Annotated in this window: 12 protein-coding genes; 4 read left to right on the top strand and 8 right to left on the bottom strand. The window is 47.2% G+C overall.

All coding sequences use genetic code 11. From position 1 onward, the window contains the following. The first annotated feature begins 57 nt into the window (after window positions 1-57). The 4 genes from VIS94_05150 (at window position 58) to VIS94_05135 (ending at window position 7086) form a co-directional block, all read left to right on the top strand. A complete protein-coding gene (locus VIS94_05150; protein ID HEY9160455.1) occupies window positions 58-3078 on the top strand; it encodes a hypothetical protein in 3021 nt (1006 codons plus the stop codon). Between the two features lie 102 nt (window positions 3079-3180). Continuing rightward, a complete protein-coding gene (locus VIS94_05145) occupies window positions 3181-4542 on the top strand; it encodes an outer membrane protein transport protein (protein ID HEY9160454.1) in 1362 nt (453 codons plus the stop codon). A 22-nt stretch (window positions 4543-4564) separates the two neighbouring features. Beyond that, a complete protein-coding gene (locus tag VIS94_05140; GenBank protein HEY9160453.1) occupies window positions 4565-5971 on the top strand; it encodes an outer membrane protein transport protein in 1407 nt (468 codons plus the stop codon). A gap of 62 nt (window positions 5972-6033) precedes the next feature. Further along, window positions 6034-7086, top strand: coding sequence for an AI-2E family transporter (locus tag VIS94_05135; protein HEY9160452.1), 1053 nt, complete (start codon window positions 6034-6036; stop codon window positions 7084-7086). A 76-nt stretch (window positions 7087-7162) separates the two neighbouring features. Here the strand turns inward: VIS94_05135 and VIS94_05130 are convergent, their stop codons facing one another. The 8 genes from VIS94_05130 to ftsY are packed head-to-tail and all read right to left on the bottom strand — an operon-like array spanning window position 7163 to window position 13152. Next, the gene (locus tag VIS94_05130) at window positions 7163-7951 is read right to left on the bottom strand and encodes an energy transducer TonB (protein HEY9160451.1); all 789 of its coding nucleotides are present in this window, start codon (window positions 7949-7951) and stop codon (window positions 7163-7165) included. A 29-nt stretch (window positions 7952-7980) separates the two neighbouring features. Then, the gene (gene pyrF / locus VIS94_05125; protein HEY9160450.1) at window positions 7981-8700 is read right to left on the bottom strand and encodes an orotidine-5'-phosphate decarboxylase; all 720 of its coding nucleotides are present in this window, start codon (window positions 8698-8700) and stop codon (window positions 7981-7983) included. After that, the gene (gmk, locus tag VIS94_05120) at window positions 8679-9275 is read right to left on the bottom strand and encodes a guanylate kinase (GenBank protein HEY9160449.1); all 597 of its coding nucleotides are present in this window, start codon (window positions 9273-9275) and stop codon (window positions 8679-8681) included. Before gmk ends, pyrF begins: the two co-directional genes overlap by 22 nt. Beyond that, on the bottom strand, window positions 9272-9565 hold the full coding sequence (locus VIS94_05115) for a DUF370 domain-containing protein (GenBank protein HEY9160448.1): 294 nt from the start codon (window positions 9563-9565) through the stop codon (window positions 9272-9274). Before VIS94_05115 ends, gmk begins: the two co-directional genes overlap by 4 nt. Before the next feature lie 19 nt (window positions 9566-9584). Further along, window positions 9585-10442 (bottom strand): YicC/YloC family endoribonuclease, encoded by an 858-nt coding sequence (locus VIS94_05110; GenBank protein HEY9160447.1) that lies wholly within the window; start codon window positions 10440-10442, stop codon window positions 9585-9587. Continuing rightward, window positions 10427-10954, bottom strand: a complete 528-nt coding sequence (locus VIS94_05105) for a DUF4416 family protein (protein HEY9160446.1) — start codon at window positions 10952-10954, stop codon at window positions 10427-10429. The genes VIS94_05110 and VIS94_05105 overlap by 16 nt, the downstream gene beginning before the upstream one ends. Then, on the bottom strand, window positions 10947-11945 hold the full coding sequence (rfaE1, locus tag VIS94_05100; GenBank protein ID HEY9160445.1) for a D-glycero-beta-D-manno-heptose-7-phosphate kinase: 999 nt from the start codon (window positions 11943-11945) through the stop codon (window positions 10947-10949). The genes VIS94_05105 and rfaE1 overlap by 8 nt, the downstream gene beginning before the upstream one ends. 7 nt (window positions 11946-11952) lie before the next feature. Next, window positions 11953-13152: a signal recognition particle-docking protein FtsY gene (ftsY, locus tag VIS94_05095; GenBank protein HEY9160444.1), complete on the bottom strand. Its 1200-nt coding sequence runs from the start codon at window positions 13150-13152 to the stop codon at window positions 11953-11955. Window positions 13153-13288: the final 136 nt, after the last annotated feature.

Raw genomic sequence — 13288 nt, 5'->3', positions numbered from 1 at the left:
GTTCACAATAATCGGGCATACCCTTTGCATTATTAAAATCCAGGAGGGTCTAAACATATGAAGAAGATCAGCAAACTTATCGTAGCGGCCTTGATACTGTTAGGTCTAACAATCTCAGCGTGCGATAAACGTTCAGACGTAACAAGAGACAGTCTTTCATTCGAAGGCATCAATACCGAAGAGGTTCTCAGCGGTGAAGATACTAAGGAGTTGAGCAAACTGCTTGGAAACCTGACATTCGGACAGGTCCTGGACCTTCTCGGAAACAGCCTGAAGACTCTTGATGCCCTTGGCAAGCAGGGATACACTACACGGGAAGACTATCAGACTCTTCTTAATATTATAAAGAATACTTATACATATATGCTGGAAGAAAAAGCCGCATATGAAGCAGACCCCGAAGCATATGAAGAAGCACATCCGGAATCTGCAAGTTCGATATCCTCGCTCTTTAAAATGGCCGTGGATGCCAAAGTAGGCGTTCTGCTCAATCAGGTCATCAAACAGGCCGGTTCACAGTGTATTACACAGAACATCTATCCCATGATAGCCTACGTACTTAATGCTGATGATGATATATTGAAAAACGCAATCAGCGGCGGATCAAACAACGCCGAAATCAATAAAATAGAACGCGCAGAGTTTGATAAGCTCATAGAACTTGTCAATAAGCTGGTTGATAAAGAAGGCGACTATAAGGCATTGCACAACAGTCTGTCCATATTCAGAACGAAACTGGATACAGAACCCAATTCAGTAACGGTCGATGACGTCAAGGCTTTATTGAAAGATCTGGATACCCTTTCAGGTCCATACGGTACATCCGAAACTGAGGAAACAGTACCCGGTCCATATACTGACGAACAGAGTAAGCAGATATGGGACAAAGCAGCGCAGGTGCTAAAGAACACCTTAAAGAACGACAGTGCGGTACAAGATGATTTAGAAGATTTTTCCAAGGCTCTCAGTATATATATGACTTCCAATGATTTCAAATCGACATTGGACGGCTTAACGTATACTCTCGCTACCGACCCTGTAATTCTGAAGAATTTCGTTACCAAGGCACTGGTAGGACTTGCCTCGTCATCAGGTTCCGATTCCATGAGCAACATGGCGCCTTATCTTGCCAATATCAATGTTAATGACATAGACGGCATAGCAAAAGGCCTTATCAGCATACTCTGGACGGACTGGTACTATAAAAGCGGTCCCAATGCGCGACCAGATGTCAAGACAAGCGGACTCAGGGCACTTATGTACATGATGCAGGAATCGGGTAATGCAAATAACGTTTTAAACAGGTTCCAGATAATAAACCTCATGTCCTCTCCTGATGACACTACATACAAGTGGATACCCTCAAACTGGTATACGAACAACGTAGCCGAATGGACAATCGGTGAAGTTGTACGGGCAGTTGACAAGTTCGGCCCGACAAAAGGCATAGATTATGTCTTATATAAAAAGCCATATAAACTGGCCGCATTTACTCTCTTTGGCATTTCTTTCAGCGCTAAAGACTATAAGGGTATGAATGCCATGATGTCTGATTCCATGATGGATATGTTCAGGGAAGAAAGCACATTAATGAAATTGGTCCAACTCTTTGATGGCAGCATTGAAGGTGTAGATGGAATTCTTGATCCGTTCCCTGCGTTCAAAGAACTTGCAGGAGGAGACGGTAAAACCGATGGAACAGCAGGAACCCGCCATAAACTGATCTGTCTCTTTGCCCCCCTGATGAAATCAGCCTGGCAGGCAGACGTCGACGATTTTCTCGGCAAGAACAACATGCCGAAAACCCGCGCAACCGTCGATATGATGGCAAAGCTCAATGAAATAAACCACGAGAGTTATCATTCTCTTAAAAGTTCGTCTCCAACATTTGTGAAGGACGACCAGGGTTCTGTAATCAAAAAGGCTGAACCCGCACTTCTGATGGCGCTAATGGACAGAAGCACCCCCGGCCAGACTGACCCCGGGCTTGTTGCACCTATTCTGAAGGTTGCAATTACCATAGCAAAAAGATTGAATGAAACCGATTGTCCTGTCGTAAACAAACAGAAGCTTCTTGTCTCCATCATCAAAGACCTCAACATGCAGCCGATGACCTTAGCAGACCAGAACGAACTGGTTGCCAAACTGTTCAGCGATAAGAACGAACAGAACCAGAAGACGCTTATAGAAAACGTAAACCTGTTCCTTACAAACATCAACACTACGACAGGAAAAACAAATACCGACAACATAGTAGAGTTCGCCAGAGTCATGGGTACAGCCATGAATACGAGCAATATAGGCGGAAGCCTTGTCGATATTATACCCGACCTGATCGCGGATTACGATGATGTATCCTCGATCATATCAAAGTTCATACCCGAATCGACCGATACAGGTGACGATTCTACATCGAGCGAGCTCATGGATTATCTTACCGCTAAAATAAACGAAGGAAAGGACGATAATCCGTTTATCGCCAATTCCAAGACGCTTCTTTACAAGGCGCTGGATGTCCAGGACGATATCTACAATCCGGGCGGATTCATTAAAGGGAGCACACCGGTAACAGGACCTGACAGCCTTCTCAAGCACCTTTCAGACCTGTACCTTGTGACAAACTGGTATGGAGGCGATATCGAACCTATAACCACTTTCCTTACCGAGGCAACCGGCACCGAGGAAGGTCAGGAAGCCCTCTGGTCGGTTCTTGACCAATTCTACAACAAAAGCGACAGCAAAGAAGTCGGCATGCTGACAAAGATTATGGGCGGCGAAGGTGCCGGTGAGAACTACATAAAGATAAGCATCGAACCTAAGTTCATAAGGGCGCTCTTCACTCCGGTTGACAACAACGGCGACGGCGTGAAGGAAGATGCGGTTGCATATGCCCTCTTCAAGCAGGTCAAACTCAGTTATGTCGATACCGACAAGGAATTCATGCAGAGAATACTCGGTGAACTTTATGATCTCACTCAGGGGTCAAGCGGGCCTTCAATTCTCAGCCCGAAATCAGAAGGTTATAACAATCTTGTTCTGACGCTCAAGAATCTACTTGATAATATTACAGTCAAATGAACAAAAAAGATTAAATCGACACGATTTCCGCTTCTATGATTTCCCGGGGGATGATGAAATATTCATCCCCTTTTAAACTATTTTATTGAAAGGGGTTACAAAATGGGCAAGAAACTGCTTCTTTTCTTATCGGTATTTCTTTGTTCAGGTCTAAGCGCCCATGCAGCCGGTTTCGCCGACACCTGGGGATTCGGATCAAGGGCCGTTTCACTGGGGGGCGCTTTTACCGCAGTTGCGGATGACTATTCAGCCGCTTACTACAATCCGGCCGGTCTTGCGATGAGCAGCAAAAATTACTTTACCCTGGATTACATGTACACCGCACCCAAGATAAAAGTCGAAGACTCAAGCGGAAACGACCTTGTCGTGACCAACCCCAACGGAAGCGTCAGGACAGACCCATCCCAATACAGGGGAAGCTCGAGGGGCCTCAATCTCTCAATACCGCTCATAGGTATCGGGATAAGCGTAAATGACATCATCAATCTGCCTGTAAATGTTCAGTTCGGTATGGCAATGTCCATGCCCGAACGCAGCGACACAATGTACAGGATATACTCCTACCCGGTCGATCAGCCGCATTTCATAAGATACGGCGATAATATCGACCGTATCCATGCCGCTGTAGGCCTCGGCGTCGAATGCTGGAAAGACCTCGTTTATATAGGCCTTGGTGCACAGACAATGCTTTACGGCGACGGCATGATATACGTTGACGGGCTTAATACAACGGAAGCAAACGGTGAAGCAGTTGCAGAGGTGAAGCAGTCAAATCTTCTGAAGATGGACCCTCTTGCAAGCATTATGGTGACACCTCTTAATAAAAAACTGAAAATCGGCTTCACGTTCAGAGACAAGGAACAGGTTGAAATCGATCCTCTACCTACGCTCATTACCGCTATATCCTCACCATTTCAGGGAAATATCGGGATAGTGATGGGACTCTATGCATTCTATACTCCGAGAGAATATTCCCTTGGCGCCTCATACGATTTTGATTTTCTTCTTGTATCGGCCGAAGCCAACTACCAGGAATGGAGCGATTACAAAGTCATGCCTGAAGAAACTGTAAATGAGCTTACGAAAACTGCATTCGCAAATATGCCCGACTTCAAGAATACAATAAATTACAGACTGGGGCTTGAATGGAGGATCAATAAAAACACGAACGTCTCTTTCGGCTATTGTCACCAGCCGACACCCGTACCGAACCAGTCAGGTGTGGTTTCCAACTATATCGATATGGATAAGGATATATTTTCTCTCGGCGGAAGATATACATTCAATGTACCATTTGCACTTAACAAACCGATGTCCGTAGGGGCGATGTTTGCATATCAGCTGCTTGATACCCTTCATGTCAACAAGGATGGAGTTCAAGGGCCGACCTGGGTAGATCAGAAGAGCTACACGGTCAAAGGTGATGCATATGCCGGCGGAATCAATCTCAGCTTTAGCTGGTAATACAATGAAGAAGGATAAGACGATGAAAAACAAAACAATCCTTTATATATCGGTAATTTTTGCAGCCGTTGTGTGCAGCTCTCCGGTTTTCGCTTCCAGCTATGCAGACACATACGGCCTGGGCAACAGGGCAATCTCACTGGGTGGAGCTTTCACTGCTGTTGCGGATGATTTCTCCGCCGCATATTACAACCCGGCAGGCCTTGCACAGAGCAAGGATTTCGGGCTGTCAATCCAATATCTGTACACATCCCCCAGTATAAAAGTCGATAAGCTAAGCGGCGGGTCGCTTAAGATATACAACAATCCCAACAACATTGATTCAGGCATCAGGAATGACCCGACCGAAGCAACAGCGGCCAACGGACTCAATCTCGGCATACCTGTCATCGGCCTCATGATGGATATCAACAGGATAGTCAAACTGCCATTCCATGTTCAGCTTGGAATTACCGCTGCCATTCCCGAAATGGGCGACGTATCATACAGGATTCATGACTGGCCGCCGGACCAGCCTCATTTCATCAGGTATGGGGATGACATTAACCGTATCACGCTGGCTGCAGGGCTCGGGATAGAAGCTGTCAAGGATATAGCCTATATAGGCGCAGGAATTCAAGCAATGCTCCACGGACCCGGAACATTTTATGTAAACGGCCTCTTCAGCGGCGGGTCGGGTGACAGCCCTTACAACAGCTATCAGGATGTCGAAGCCCAGTCTGAATTCGGCGCCGTATTCGATTATGTACCGACCGCCGGTCTCTTGCTGTGCACCCCCGCACTTGAACAAACACTCAATACAAAGATAAAACTGGGGTTCTCCTGGCGTGATGAGCAGGAACTCAAGCTTGGCCCCATTCCTGTAACAACGGTTCTGGATATAGGCGGGCTAACATATACCATGCCCATGATGCTGGACATGAATGCGTATTTCACACCTGAAGAATATTCACTGGGTCTGGCTGTCGATACCGACCCCATACTTGTTTCAGTCGAGGCGAACCGCCAGAGATGGAGCAAGTACGGCCTGTCATACACCGACAGCATAAACGGATATCCGGACCCTGACTTCAGCGATACGACAAACTATCGTGTAGGCGTATCATACAAAGGGATAAAGAATCTGAGCATAAATGCAGGCTATGCCTATCAGCCGTCCCCGATTCCAGATCAGTCCGGCAGGGTTTCAAATTACATAGACCTTGATAAGAATACCTTCTCGCTCGGTGCAGGATATCAGTTCATATTTCCATGGTGGAATCTTTTCAAACAGCCCCTCAAAGTCGAAGGCGTGCTTCAATATCAGAAGCTGAAGGAAATAACCGTGTATAAGAACGGCATATCAGGCCAGAGCTGGGCAAATCAGGTCAGTTACGAAGTCAAAGGCAGCGCCATAGCCGGAGGCTTGAATCTAAACATTGCCTGGTAGCACATTGATTTACTAAGAGGCGGATTTAAAGTCCGCCTCTTTATCTTCCGATGATATGATTCATGGAACGGTTTACTCTCAACAAGATCCTGGTACTTCTCTTCATAATAGCCGTAACGGCACTTTTTTTTTACATGATACGGGATTTTCTCATGGCGATCTTTCTTGCCGCCATCTTCTCATCCCTTTCGCAGCCTTTATACGGCTTCATATGCCGATGCGTCAGAGGCAGAAAGAATCTTGCATCGTTCATCACAATAGCAACAATATTCCTTATTTTCTTCATTCCCATTGGCGTGCTGCTGGGAATGGTTGCAAATGAGGCCGTTAAAATAAGCGCCAATGTAAAACCCTGGATTGACCAGTGGATGAACCAGCCGAATGCCTTTGAAAGGATTACTCAATATTATCCTCAGTTCAATCTTCTTGAAAACTACCATACCGTCATTCTTGAAAAAGCAGGCGAATTTGTAAGTAAGATAAGCAATATACTGGTTTCCGGTGCATCAACCTTTACACTCAAGACAATCAGTTTTGTTTTCCAGTTCTTTTTATTTCTCTATGCAATGTTCTTTTTCTTGAGCGAAGGTTCAGTCATGCTGAAAAAAATAGTCTCCTACATACCGCTTGCTGAAAGCTCCATGGAAAGAATCCTTGACAGATTTACATCGGTATCCCGCGCGGCGATTAAAGGAACGCTCGTCATAGGTATAGTTCAGGGAGGACTTCAGGGCATTGCATTCGCTTTCATGGGTATTGACAGTGCTCTATTCTGGGGAACCGTAATGGCCTTCGCCTCGATTATTCCAGTAGTGGGAACAGCCATCGTATGGTTTCCTGCAGTAATCATCCTGGCACTGACAGGGCACATTATAAAGGCCGTAATCCTTCTGCTCTTTTGCAGCATTGTCGTCGGCAGCATAGATAATCTGATGAGACCCTGGCTTGTGGGAAGGGATACCGAGATGCACGAACTGATGATACTTTTCAGCACACTCGGCGGCTTGAGCCTTTTCGGCATAATCGGCTTCATAATAGGCCCGATTGTCGCCTCGCTCTTCATTACCGCATGGAATATCTATGAAGAGACCTTTTACGAAAAAGACGGTACATAAAAATGCTTTAAAATAAATTTCCGATAGATTTCCGCTTAAGTCTTCTGAATTATTAAAGTTAATTTCATTAACCAGCTTATTCCAGAATATTAACCTTATCGTCTTCGACAACCTTCAATCCGGTACGTATGTCATCAAGCCTGAATATTATTGTGAATTCGACCTCTGAATCAACCGGCCTGCCGCTTTTCATCGTAGGCGAAAATCTAGAGGAGCTTATTCCGTTCATGGCAACCCTGTCCAGTCTCGGATAACCGGAAGACCGTTTGATCTTAACGTTCCTGGGATTGCCGGATTTGTCAATTTCAAGGTCTATGCTGACGCTGCCTTCTTCACCGCGTCTCCTTGATATCTCGTCATACCGGATATCAGGAGCCTTAAGCAGACGCGCCTTTGTAACGTCGTATTGAATGCCGCCCGGGGCGCCTCCTGCAAGGGCATACTCATTTTCTCCGTTTGCGCCTTTTGTTCCCTGCCCTGCAGTACCGGCTTCCAGAGCTTCCCCTCCCTTTTCGTTTGCCGGATTTGTGTAAACGTTCCCTGATCGAGATATTTCTGAAACATCATGGGCCTGCGCATCAAGCGCTTCTTTCATGTAAGAGGAACCTCTTACGGACTGCACATTTTCCGGCCCTGATGCCGTATCAACTTTTTCAGGTCCCGGAATTTTCCAGACAGTTTTATCTTCTCCGGATTTCTTTATGGCATCAGTTCCTGATCTGAGAGATTCCACAAGGCTCACATTCTGAACAAAAACAAAAGGCAGGCGCTTACCTGCAGGTTTATACGCTATTACAAGGCCTGCAATTATCACGTGGAATCCAATTGATAACAACAGACATGCGGCAAATAAATTTCTGTACATCACTCTTAATGATTCAGGCGCAACTCTTTTCAGGCGGCAGTCTCAATTTCAGATACAATCATCTCGACTGCCTTCACCGGATCAGCCGCCGCGCTTATGGGTCTTCCGATTACGAGCAGGCTCGAACCGGCCTTTATTGCAGAAGCCGGGGTTGCAATCCTTGACTGGTCACCTTTGTCAGCCCCGGCGGGTCTTATGCCCGGAGTTATGATTGTAAAACCTTTCGGCGCAAGGGGCTTTATGCGGTCAAGATCGGCTGCCGAGCATACCATGCCGTCAGCACCTGATTTCAATGCGACCTCGAGAAGTGTCGTGACCTGCTCCACTGCATTCGCCCTGAACCCGAGCTCTCTCATATCCGAGTCGCCAAGCGAAGTGAGCACGCTGACACCGATAATTTTCGGCCTCTTTATACCGAGATTGGCCGACTCTTCACGGGCTGCTTCAACGCCTGCTGCAATCATAGCTCTGCCGCCTGAAAGGTGAAGGGTCATCATGTCGACACCCAGCCTTACCGCCGATCTGACCGCACCGGCTACCGTATTCGGTATGTCATGAAATTTAAGATCGAGAAAAACCTTTATTCCCGCTTCCTTGACCATACCGACCACATCAGGGCCTGCTGCAGTGAAAAGCTCCAGACCGATTTTGAAGAAGCCCACCCGGCCTTTGAGAACTGATACCCATTTAGCGGCCTCATCAGTATCCGCAACATCCAGAGCAAAGATTATTTTATCTTTTGCAGCCATGATATCCTCCCGGCGGTCTGTTTTGCCGTCATTGAATAGGCCGTGATAATCGTTTCAATATCCTTAAGAGCTTTATGAAGGGAATCATTGACAACAATGTAGTCATACATCTCCCAGCAGCAAAGCTCCTTTTTCGCATTATCAAGCCTTATTGCAAGCGTTTTCCTGTCCTCTGTTCCCCTGCCTACAAGACGCTTTTCTAGTTCGGCCATATCAGGCGGGATAATCATTATATAAAGGCCTTCGGAACCTCCCGCTTTGGCCTGTCTCACGCCCTGCACATCGATATCGAAGAGTATGCTCCTCCCTTGTTTTTCCATTTCATCAACCCATTTGACAGATGTCCCGTAGTAGTCCTTATGTACATGCGCCCATTCAAGAAAACCCGATTCTGAAATCATTTTTTCAAACTCAGGTTTCTGAACAAAGAAATATTCCCTGCCGTTGAGTTCAGAGGGCCTGGGAGTGCGGGTTGTATATGAGATTGACAGGACTATTTCGGGATGGCGCTGAAGCAGCTCCCCGATTATTGTTGTTTTGCCGACCCCCGAGGGTCCGGAGATGAATATCCTCAATCCTGCTCCTTTACCGCCAGCCTGTCCTCTTCCCTGAGGGCTCCTTCGTTGAGTCTGTTTGCAATGGTCTCCGACTGGATTGCGCTAAGGATGACATGCGAACTGTCGGTTATTATTATCGAACGGGTTTTTCTTCCCTGTGTCGCATCGATAAGCTGTCCCCTTTCCTTTGCATCTTCGCGAAGCCTTTTCATCGGAGATGAAGCCGGATTCACAATGGCAATGATCCTGTTCGAAACTACACCGTTGTTAAAACCTATATTCAAAAGCTTGCTCTCGTTTCTGGCCATGAAACACCCCTTAAAAATTTTATTCAATATTCTGCAGCTGTTCCCTTATCTTCTCTAGCTCGGTCTTTGCATCTATAACAAAAATGCTGATGGAGGTATCCTGAGACTTCGAACCTATGGTATTGAATTCCCTGTTTATCTCCTGGAGAATGAATTCGAGCCTCCTGCCTGCCGCATTTGCCGATTTAAGCGTCTGTCTGAAGACATCGAAATGGCTCTTAAGCCTCACCACCTCTTCCGTTATATCGCACCGTTCGGCCATTATTGCAATCTCCTGTGCAAGCCTTATCTCATCAACCTGGGGCTTGCCCTGCAGCAGGATATTGATATTCGAGTGAAGTCTCTCGGCAAATATTTCAGGCATCCCTTGCGAAGCCTTCTCAATCGAGAGGCGTATGCCTTCAAGAACCTGTATCCTCTCGGCCATATCCCTCCCCAGCTTTTCCCCCTCTTCCATCCTTGAATCAAGGAAACCTTTCAATGCCTTTTCAAGGACAGGGCTGATCAATGCCCACAGTTCCTCCACCCTTTTCTCTTCTTCACCTGTTACGCCCGGAACTGCAATTACATCCCTGAAAGAGGGCTCTCCCCCGAAATGTCCGGCCATTGTCCTCAAATCTTCAAAAACAGCTTTTGCATAATCCCAGTTTATATTTAGCCCCTGCTTTTCAGCCTCGACAATGTTTCTGGTTATTATCACATCCGCCTTTCCTCTATGTATCGCATCGGAAACTGCCGAACGAACCTGCATTTCAATCGGGTTCATGTCTCGCGGCAGTTTCACCCGGATATCCTTATACCTGTTGTTCAATCCTTTTATTTCTACTGAATAGCCTCCCTCTTCCGCATGGCCGTAGCCTGTCATGCTGCCTGGCATCTGAGCCTCCCTTTATAAATATTTCTTATCTCTTTGAAGACCGCCCTGAGTTTATCCGAAGCATAATCAGGATATGTCCATTCAAGGCTTGAATACGTATCCCCTTTGTAAATCAATGTCACTTCAGCCCATATGCCGCGGGAAAGATATATACGGTGGCTGTAGGGTTTCGTCGTTGCCAGACATACATTCTCAAGAGAGAGGATTCCCGGATCAATATTTATACCTCTTTTCCCTTCGGTCAGAAACTTGTCTTCAATTTCATTCGACCTGATTTTCGCTTCAGGCATGAAATCTCTCGGGACAAGCCTCTTAAAAGCGACTATCATCCTTTTCAGCCCCGGGCCCATTTCCGCTTCATAATAATTCGTATAATCAAACGGCAGTTCATCACTCTGATAAATCGTGTCTCCGAATTCCTTTTCAAGAAAAGCCATCACATCATCCGGATAATGCCGGTAGATAATGCTGGAAAACAACATCACGTCCCTGGGAAGCCGTATGCTACCCACCAAGCTCCTCCATGCAGATTTGCTTCAACATCTCAAAGTCTACCGTCGCTGCACCGATCTCTCCAACAACTATTCCCGCCGCAATATTGGCTATCGCGGCCGCCTCGACCGGTGTCGCTCCTGTTGCGCTTGCAAGCGTAAACACCGATATTACTGTGTCGCCGGCGCCTGTTACATCAAACACGGTCTTTGCAGCAGTAGGGATATGGGTCACATTGTCCCTGCTCATAAAAAGGCTCATGCCCTCTGCCCCGCGAGTTGCGAGGATCATTCCGCATCCGAGCATATCAAATATCCTGCCCGCGGCTTCCGCCATGTCCCTTTCCGAAGAAATCGTCATGCCTGCGCCGAAGGCAAGCTCCTTCTTGTTGGGTGTAATGATCCCTGCATTCTTGTAATGCGGGAAATTCCTTTCTTTGGGATCAACACTCACGAGCAGTCCGTATCTGCCGGCCTCGGCGATTATATCTGCAATGAGTCCCACGCTGAGCAGCCCTTTTCCGTAATCGGAAAGGACAACGGCATCGGCTTTGTTCATCTTTTCCTTTACCGCCGACAACAGGGCCTTTCTGTTGTCATCCGATATGTGTTCCCTGTCTTCCTTGTCTATCCTGACGACCTGCTGCGTGTGGGCGATAATACGTGTCTTGACTATTGTCTTTCTGGAAACATCCCTGATGAGGCCGTCCGGACTAACACCCTCATCACTGAGCAGGCTTAATATGTTGTCGCCCTGCCTGTCATCTCCGATGACTGAAAATATCTGCACGCCTGCCTTGAGGCTGCTCAAATTCCTGACTACGTTGCCGGCCCCGCCCAGTCTGAAGGTCTCTTCCCTGACATCAACAACAGGCACGGGCGCCTCGGGTGATATGCGTTCGACCGTTCCCCAGATATACTCATCCAGCATGATGTCGCCGATAATGAGAATGTTTTTATCGGGCATCGCATCAAATATCCCGGCAAGTTTTCCGGCAGGAATTTTTATCATCGGCCCCTCAGTCAACATTATTTTTGAATAAAGCGTCCACGAAATGCCCGGCGTCAAACTCCTGAAGGTCATCCATGGCCTCGCCGACACCCACAAAACGTATGGGAATGTCAAACTCGTCCGCAATGCCTACAATGACACCGCCCTTTGATGAACCGTCCATCTTCGTAAGCACGATGCCGGTCACGCCGAGTGCGTTGTTGAACTGGCGCGTCTGCTCAATGGCATTCTGCCCGATTGTCGCATCGAGAACAAGCAGCACTTCATTCGGTGCTCCCGGCATTTTTTTGTCCAGAACGCGTTTAGTCTTTTTCAGCTCTTCCATAAGATTCTCGCGCGTATGGAGCCTGCCTGCGGTATCGATTATGAGCACGTCGTGCCCCCTCTTTATTGCTGCTTCCAGTCCGTCATAGGCAACAGCCGTCGGATCCGCCCCTTCCTGTGACTTTATGAAATCCGCGCCTGCCTTGTTCGCCCAGTGTTCGAGCTGCTCTATTGCGGCCGCTCTGAATGTGTCCGCCGCTGCAACGATTACGCTCCTGCCCTGGTTCTTAAGGAGCCAGGCGATCTTCGCAATGGTCGTGGTTTTCCCCGAGCCGTTGACGCCGCTCACCATTATGACAAACGGCTTTGATTCATCTTTGATTTCAAGGCGCCTTTCCCTTTGAGAAAGAATCCGGCTGATTTCCGCCCGCACCTTTTCCATGGCCGCATCTGCAGTGTCAACAGAAGCAATGTCCTTTTTCAGGTCTTCAAATATCTTATAGGCCGTCTTTATACCTATGTCCGTACCGACCAGCGTTTCTTCCAGTTCATTCAAGACGGCGGCATCGATCCTGTCATGCCTGCTGAAAACGGATGCTATCCTGTCTATGAAGCCCTTGTGGGTCTTTGCCAGACCTTTTTCGAGCTTTTTCTGAGCAGATACCGCCTCTTTTTCCGGGACAGGCTTTTCCGCAGGTATTGCCTTTATCTCTTCCGCAGGCGGCAGTCCGGGAGGAAGTTCTTCAGGTTTCGGAAGCCTGGGGTGTATGCCGGGCAGAGGCAATACCCAGGCATTTAAAATAAACGCTATGACGAGATATATCCATGCCGGCAGATCAACAGGAAGCAATGCCGGGTTTGACAGATCAATTGCAAAAAGGGCGAAGAAGACATAGCTTAAAATAAAGATGATATAATCGTGAGCTTTAAACGTGTAATTCAAGGGAACACCTCCAGTAGTTCATCCAAAAAATTCCTAACACAGGCCTGTCAAAAGGACAAGCCGCGGATTCTTTTTGATAAATCAGGCCGAATATATTTTCATTTGCAATAAAATCAAACCGCCGGATACCTGATGA

The organism is Desulfomonilia bacterium (assembly GCA_036567785.1).
Taxonomy (GTDB): Bacteria; Desulfobacterota; Desulfomonilia; order UBA1062; family UBA1062; genus DATCTV01.
The sequence above is the reverse complement of the archived record's forward strand: the minus strand, read 5'-3'. Positions and strand labels throughout refer to the sequence as shown.

What these genes read in the sequence shown, in the direction of transcription:
- VIS94_05150 (HEY9160455.1), top strand. Translation starts at nt 58, where the DNA reads ATGAAGAAGATCAGCAAACTTATCGTAGCGGCCTTGATACTGTTAGGT.
- VIS94_05145 (HEY9160454.1), top strand. Translation starts at nt 3,181, where the DNA reads ATGGGCAAGAAACTGCTTCTTTTCTTATCGGTATTTCTTTGTTCAGGT.
- VIS94_05140 (HEY9160453.1), top strand. Translation starts at nt 4,565, where the DNA reads ATGAAAAACAAAACAATCCTTTATATATCGGTAATTTTTGCAGCCGTT.
- VIS94_05135 (HEY9160452.1), top strand. Translation starts at nt 6,034, where the DNA reads ATGGAACGGTTTACTCTCAACAAGATCCTGGTACTTCTCTTCATAATA.
- VIS94_05130 (HEY9160451.1), bottom strand. Translation starts at nt 7,951, where the DNA reads ATGTACAGAAATTTATTTGCCGCATGTCTGTTGTTATCAATTGGATTC.
- pyrF (HEY9160450.1), bottom strand. Translation starts at nt 8,700, where the DNA reads ATGGCTGCAAAAGATAAAATAATCTTTGCTCTGGATGTTGCGGATACT.
- VIS94_05115 (HEY9160448.1), bottom strand. Translation starts at nt 9,565, where the DNA reads ATGGCCAGAAACGAGAGCAAGCTTTTGAATATAGGTTTTAACAACGGT.
- VIS94_05110 (HEY9160447.1), bottom strand. Translation starts at nt 10,442, where the DNA reads ATGCCAGGCAGCATGACAGGCTACGGCCATGCGGAAGAGGGAGGCTAT.
- rfaE1 (HEY9160445.1), bottom strand. Translation starts at nt 11,945, where the DNA reads ATGATAAAAATTCCTGCCGGAAAACTTGCCGGGATATTTGATGCGATG.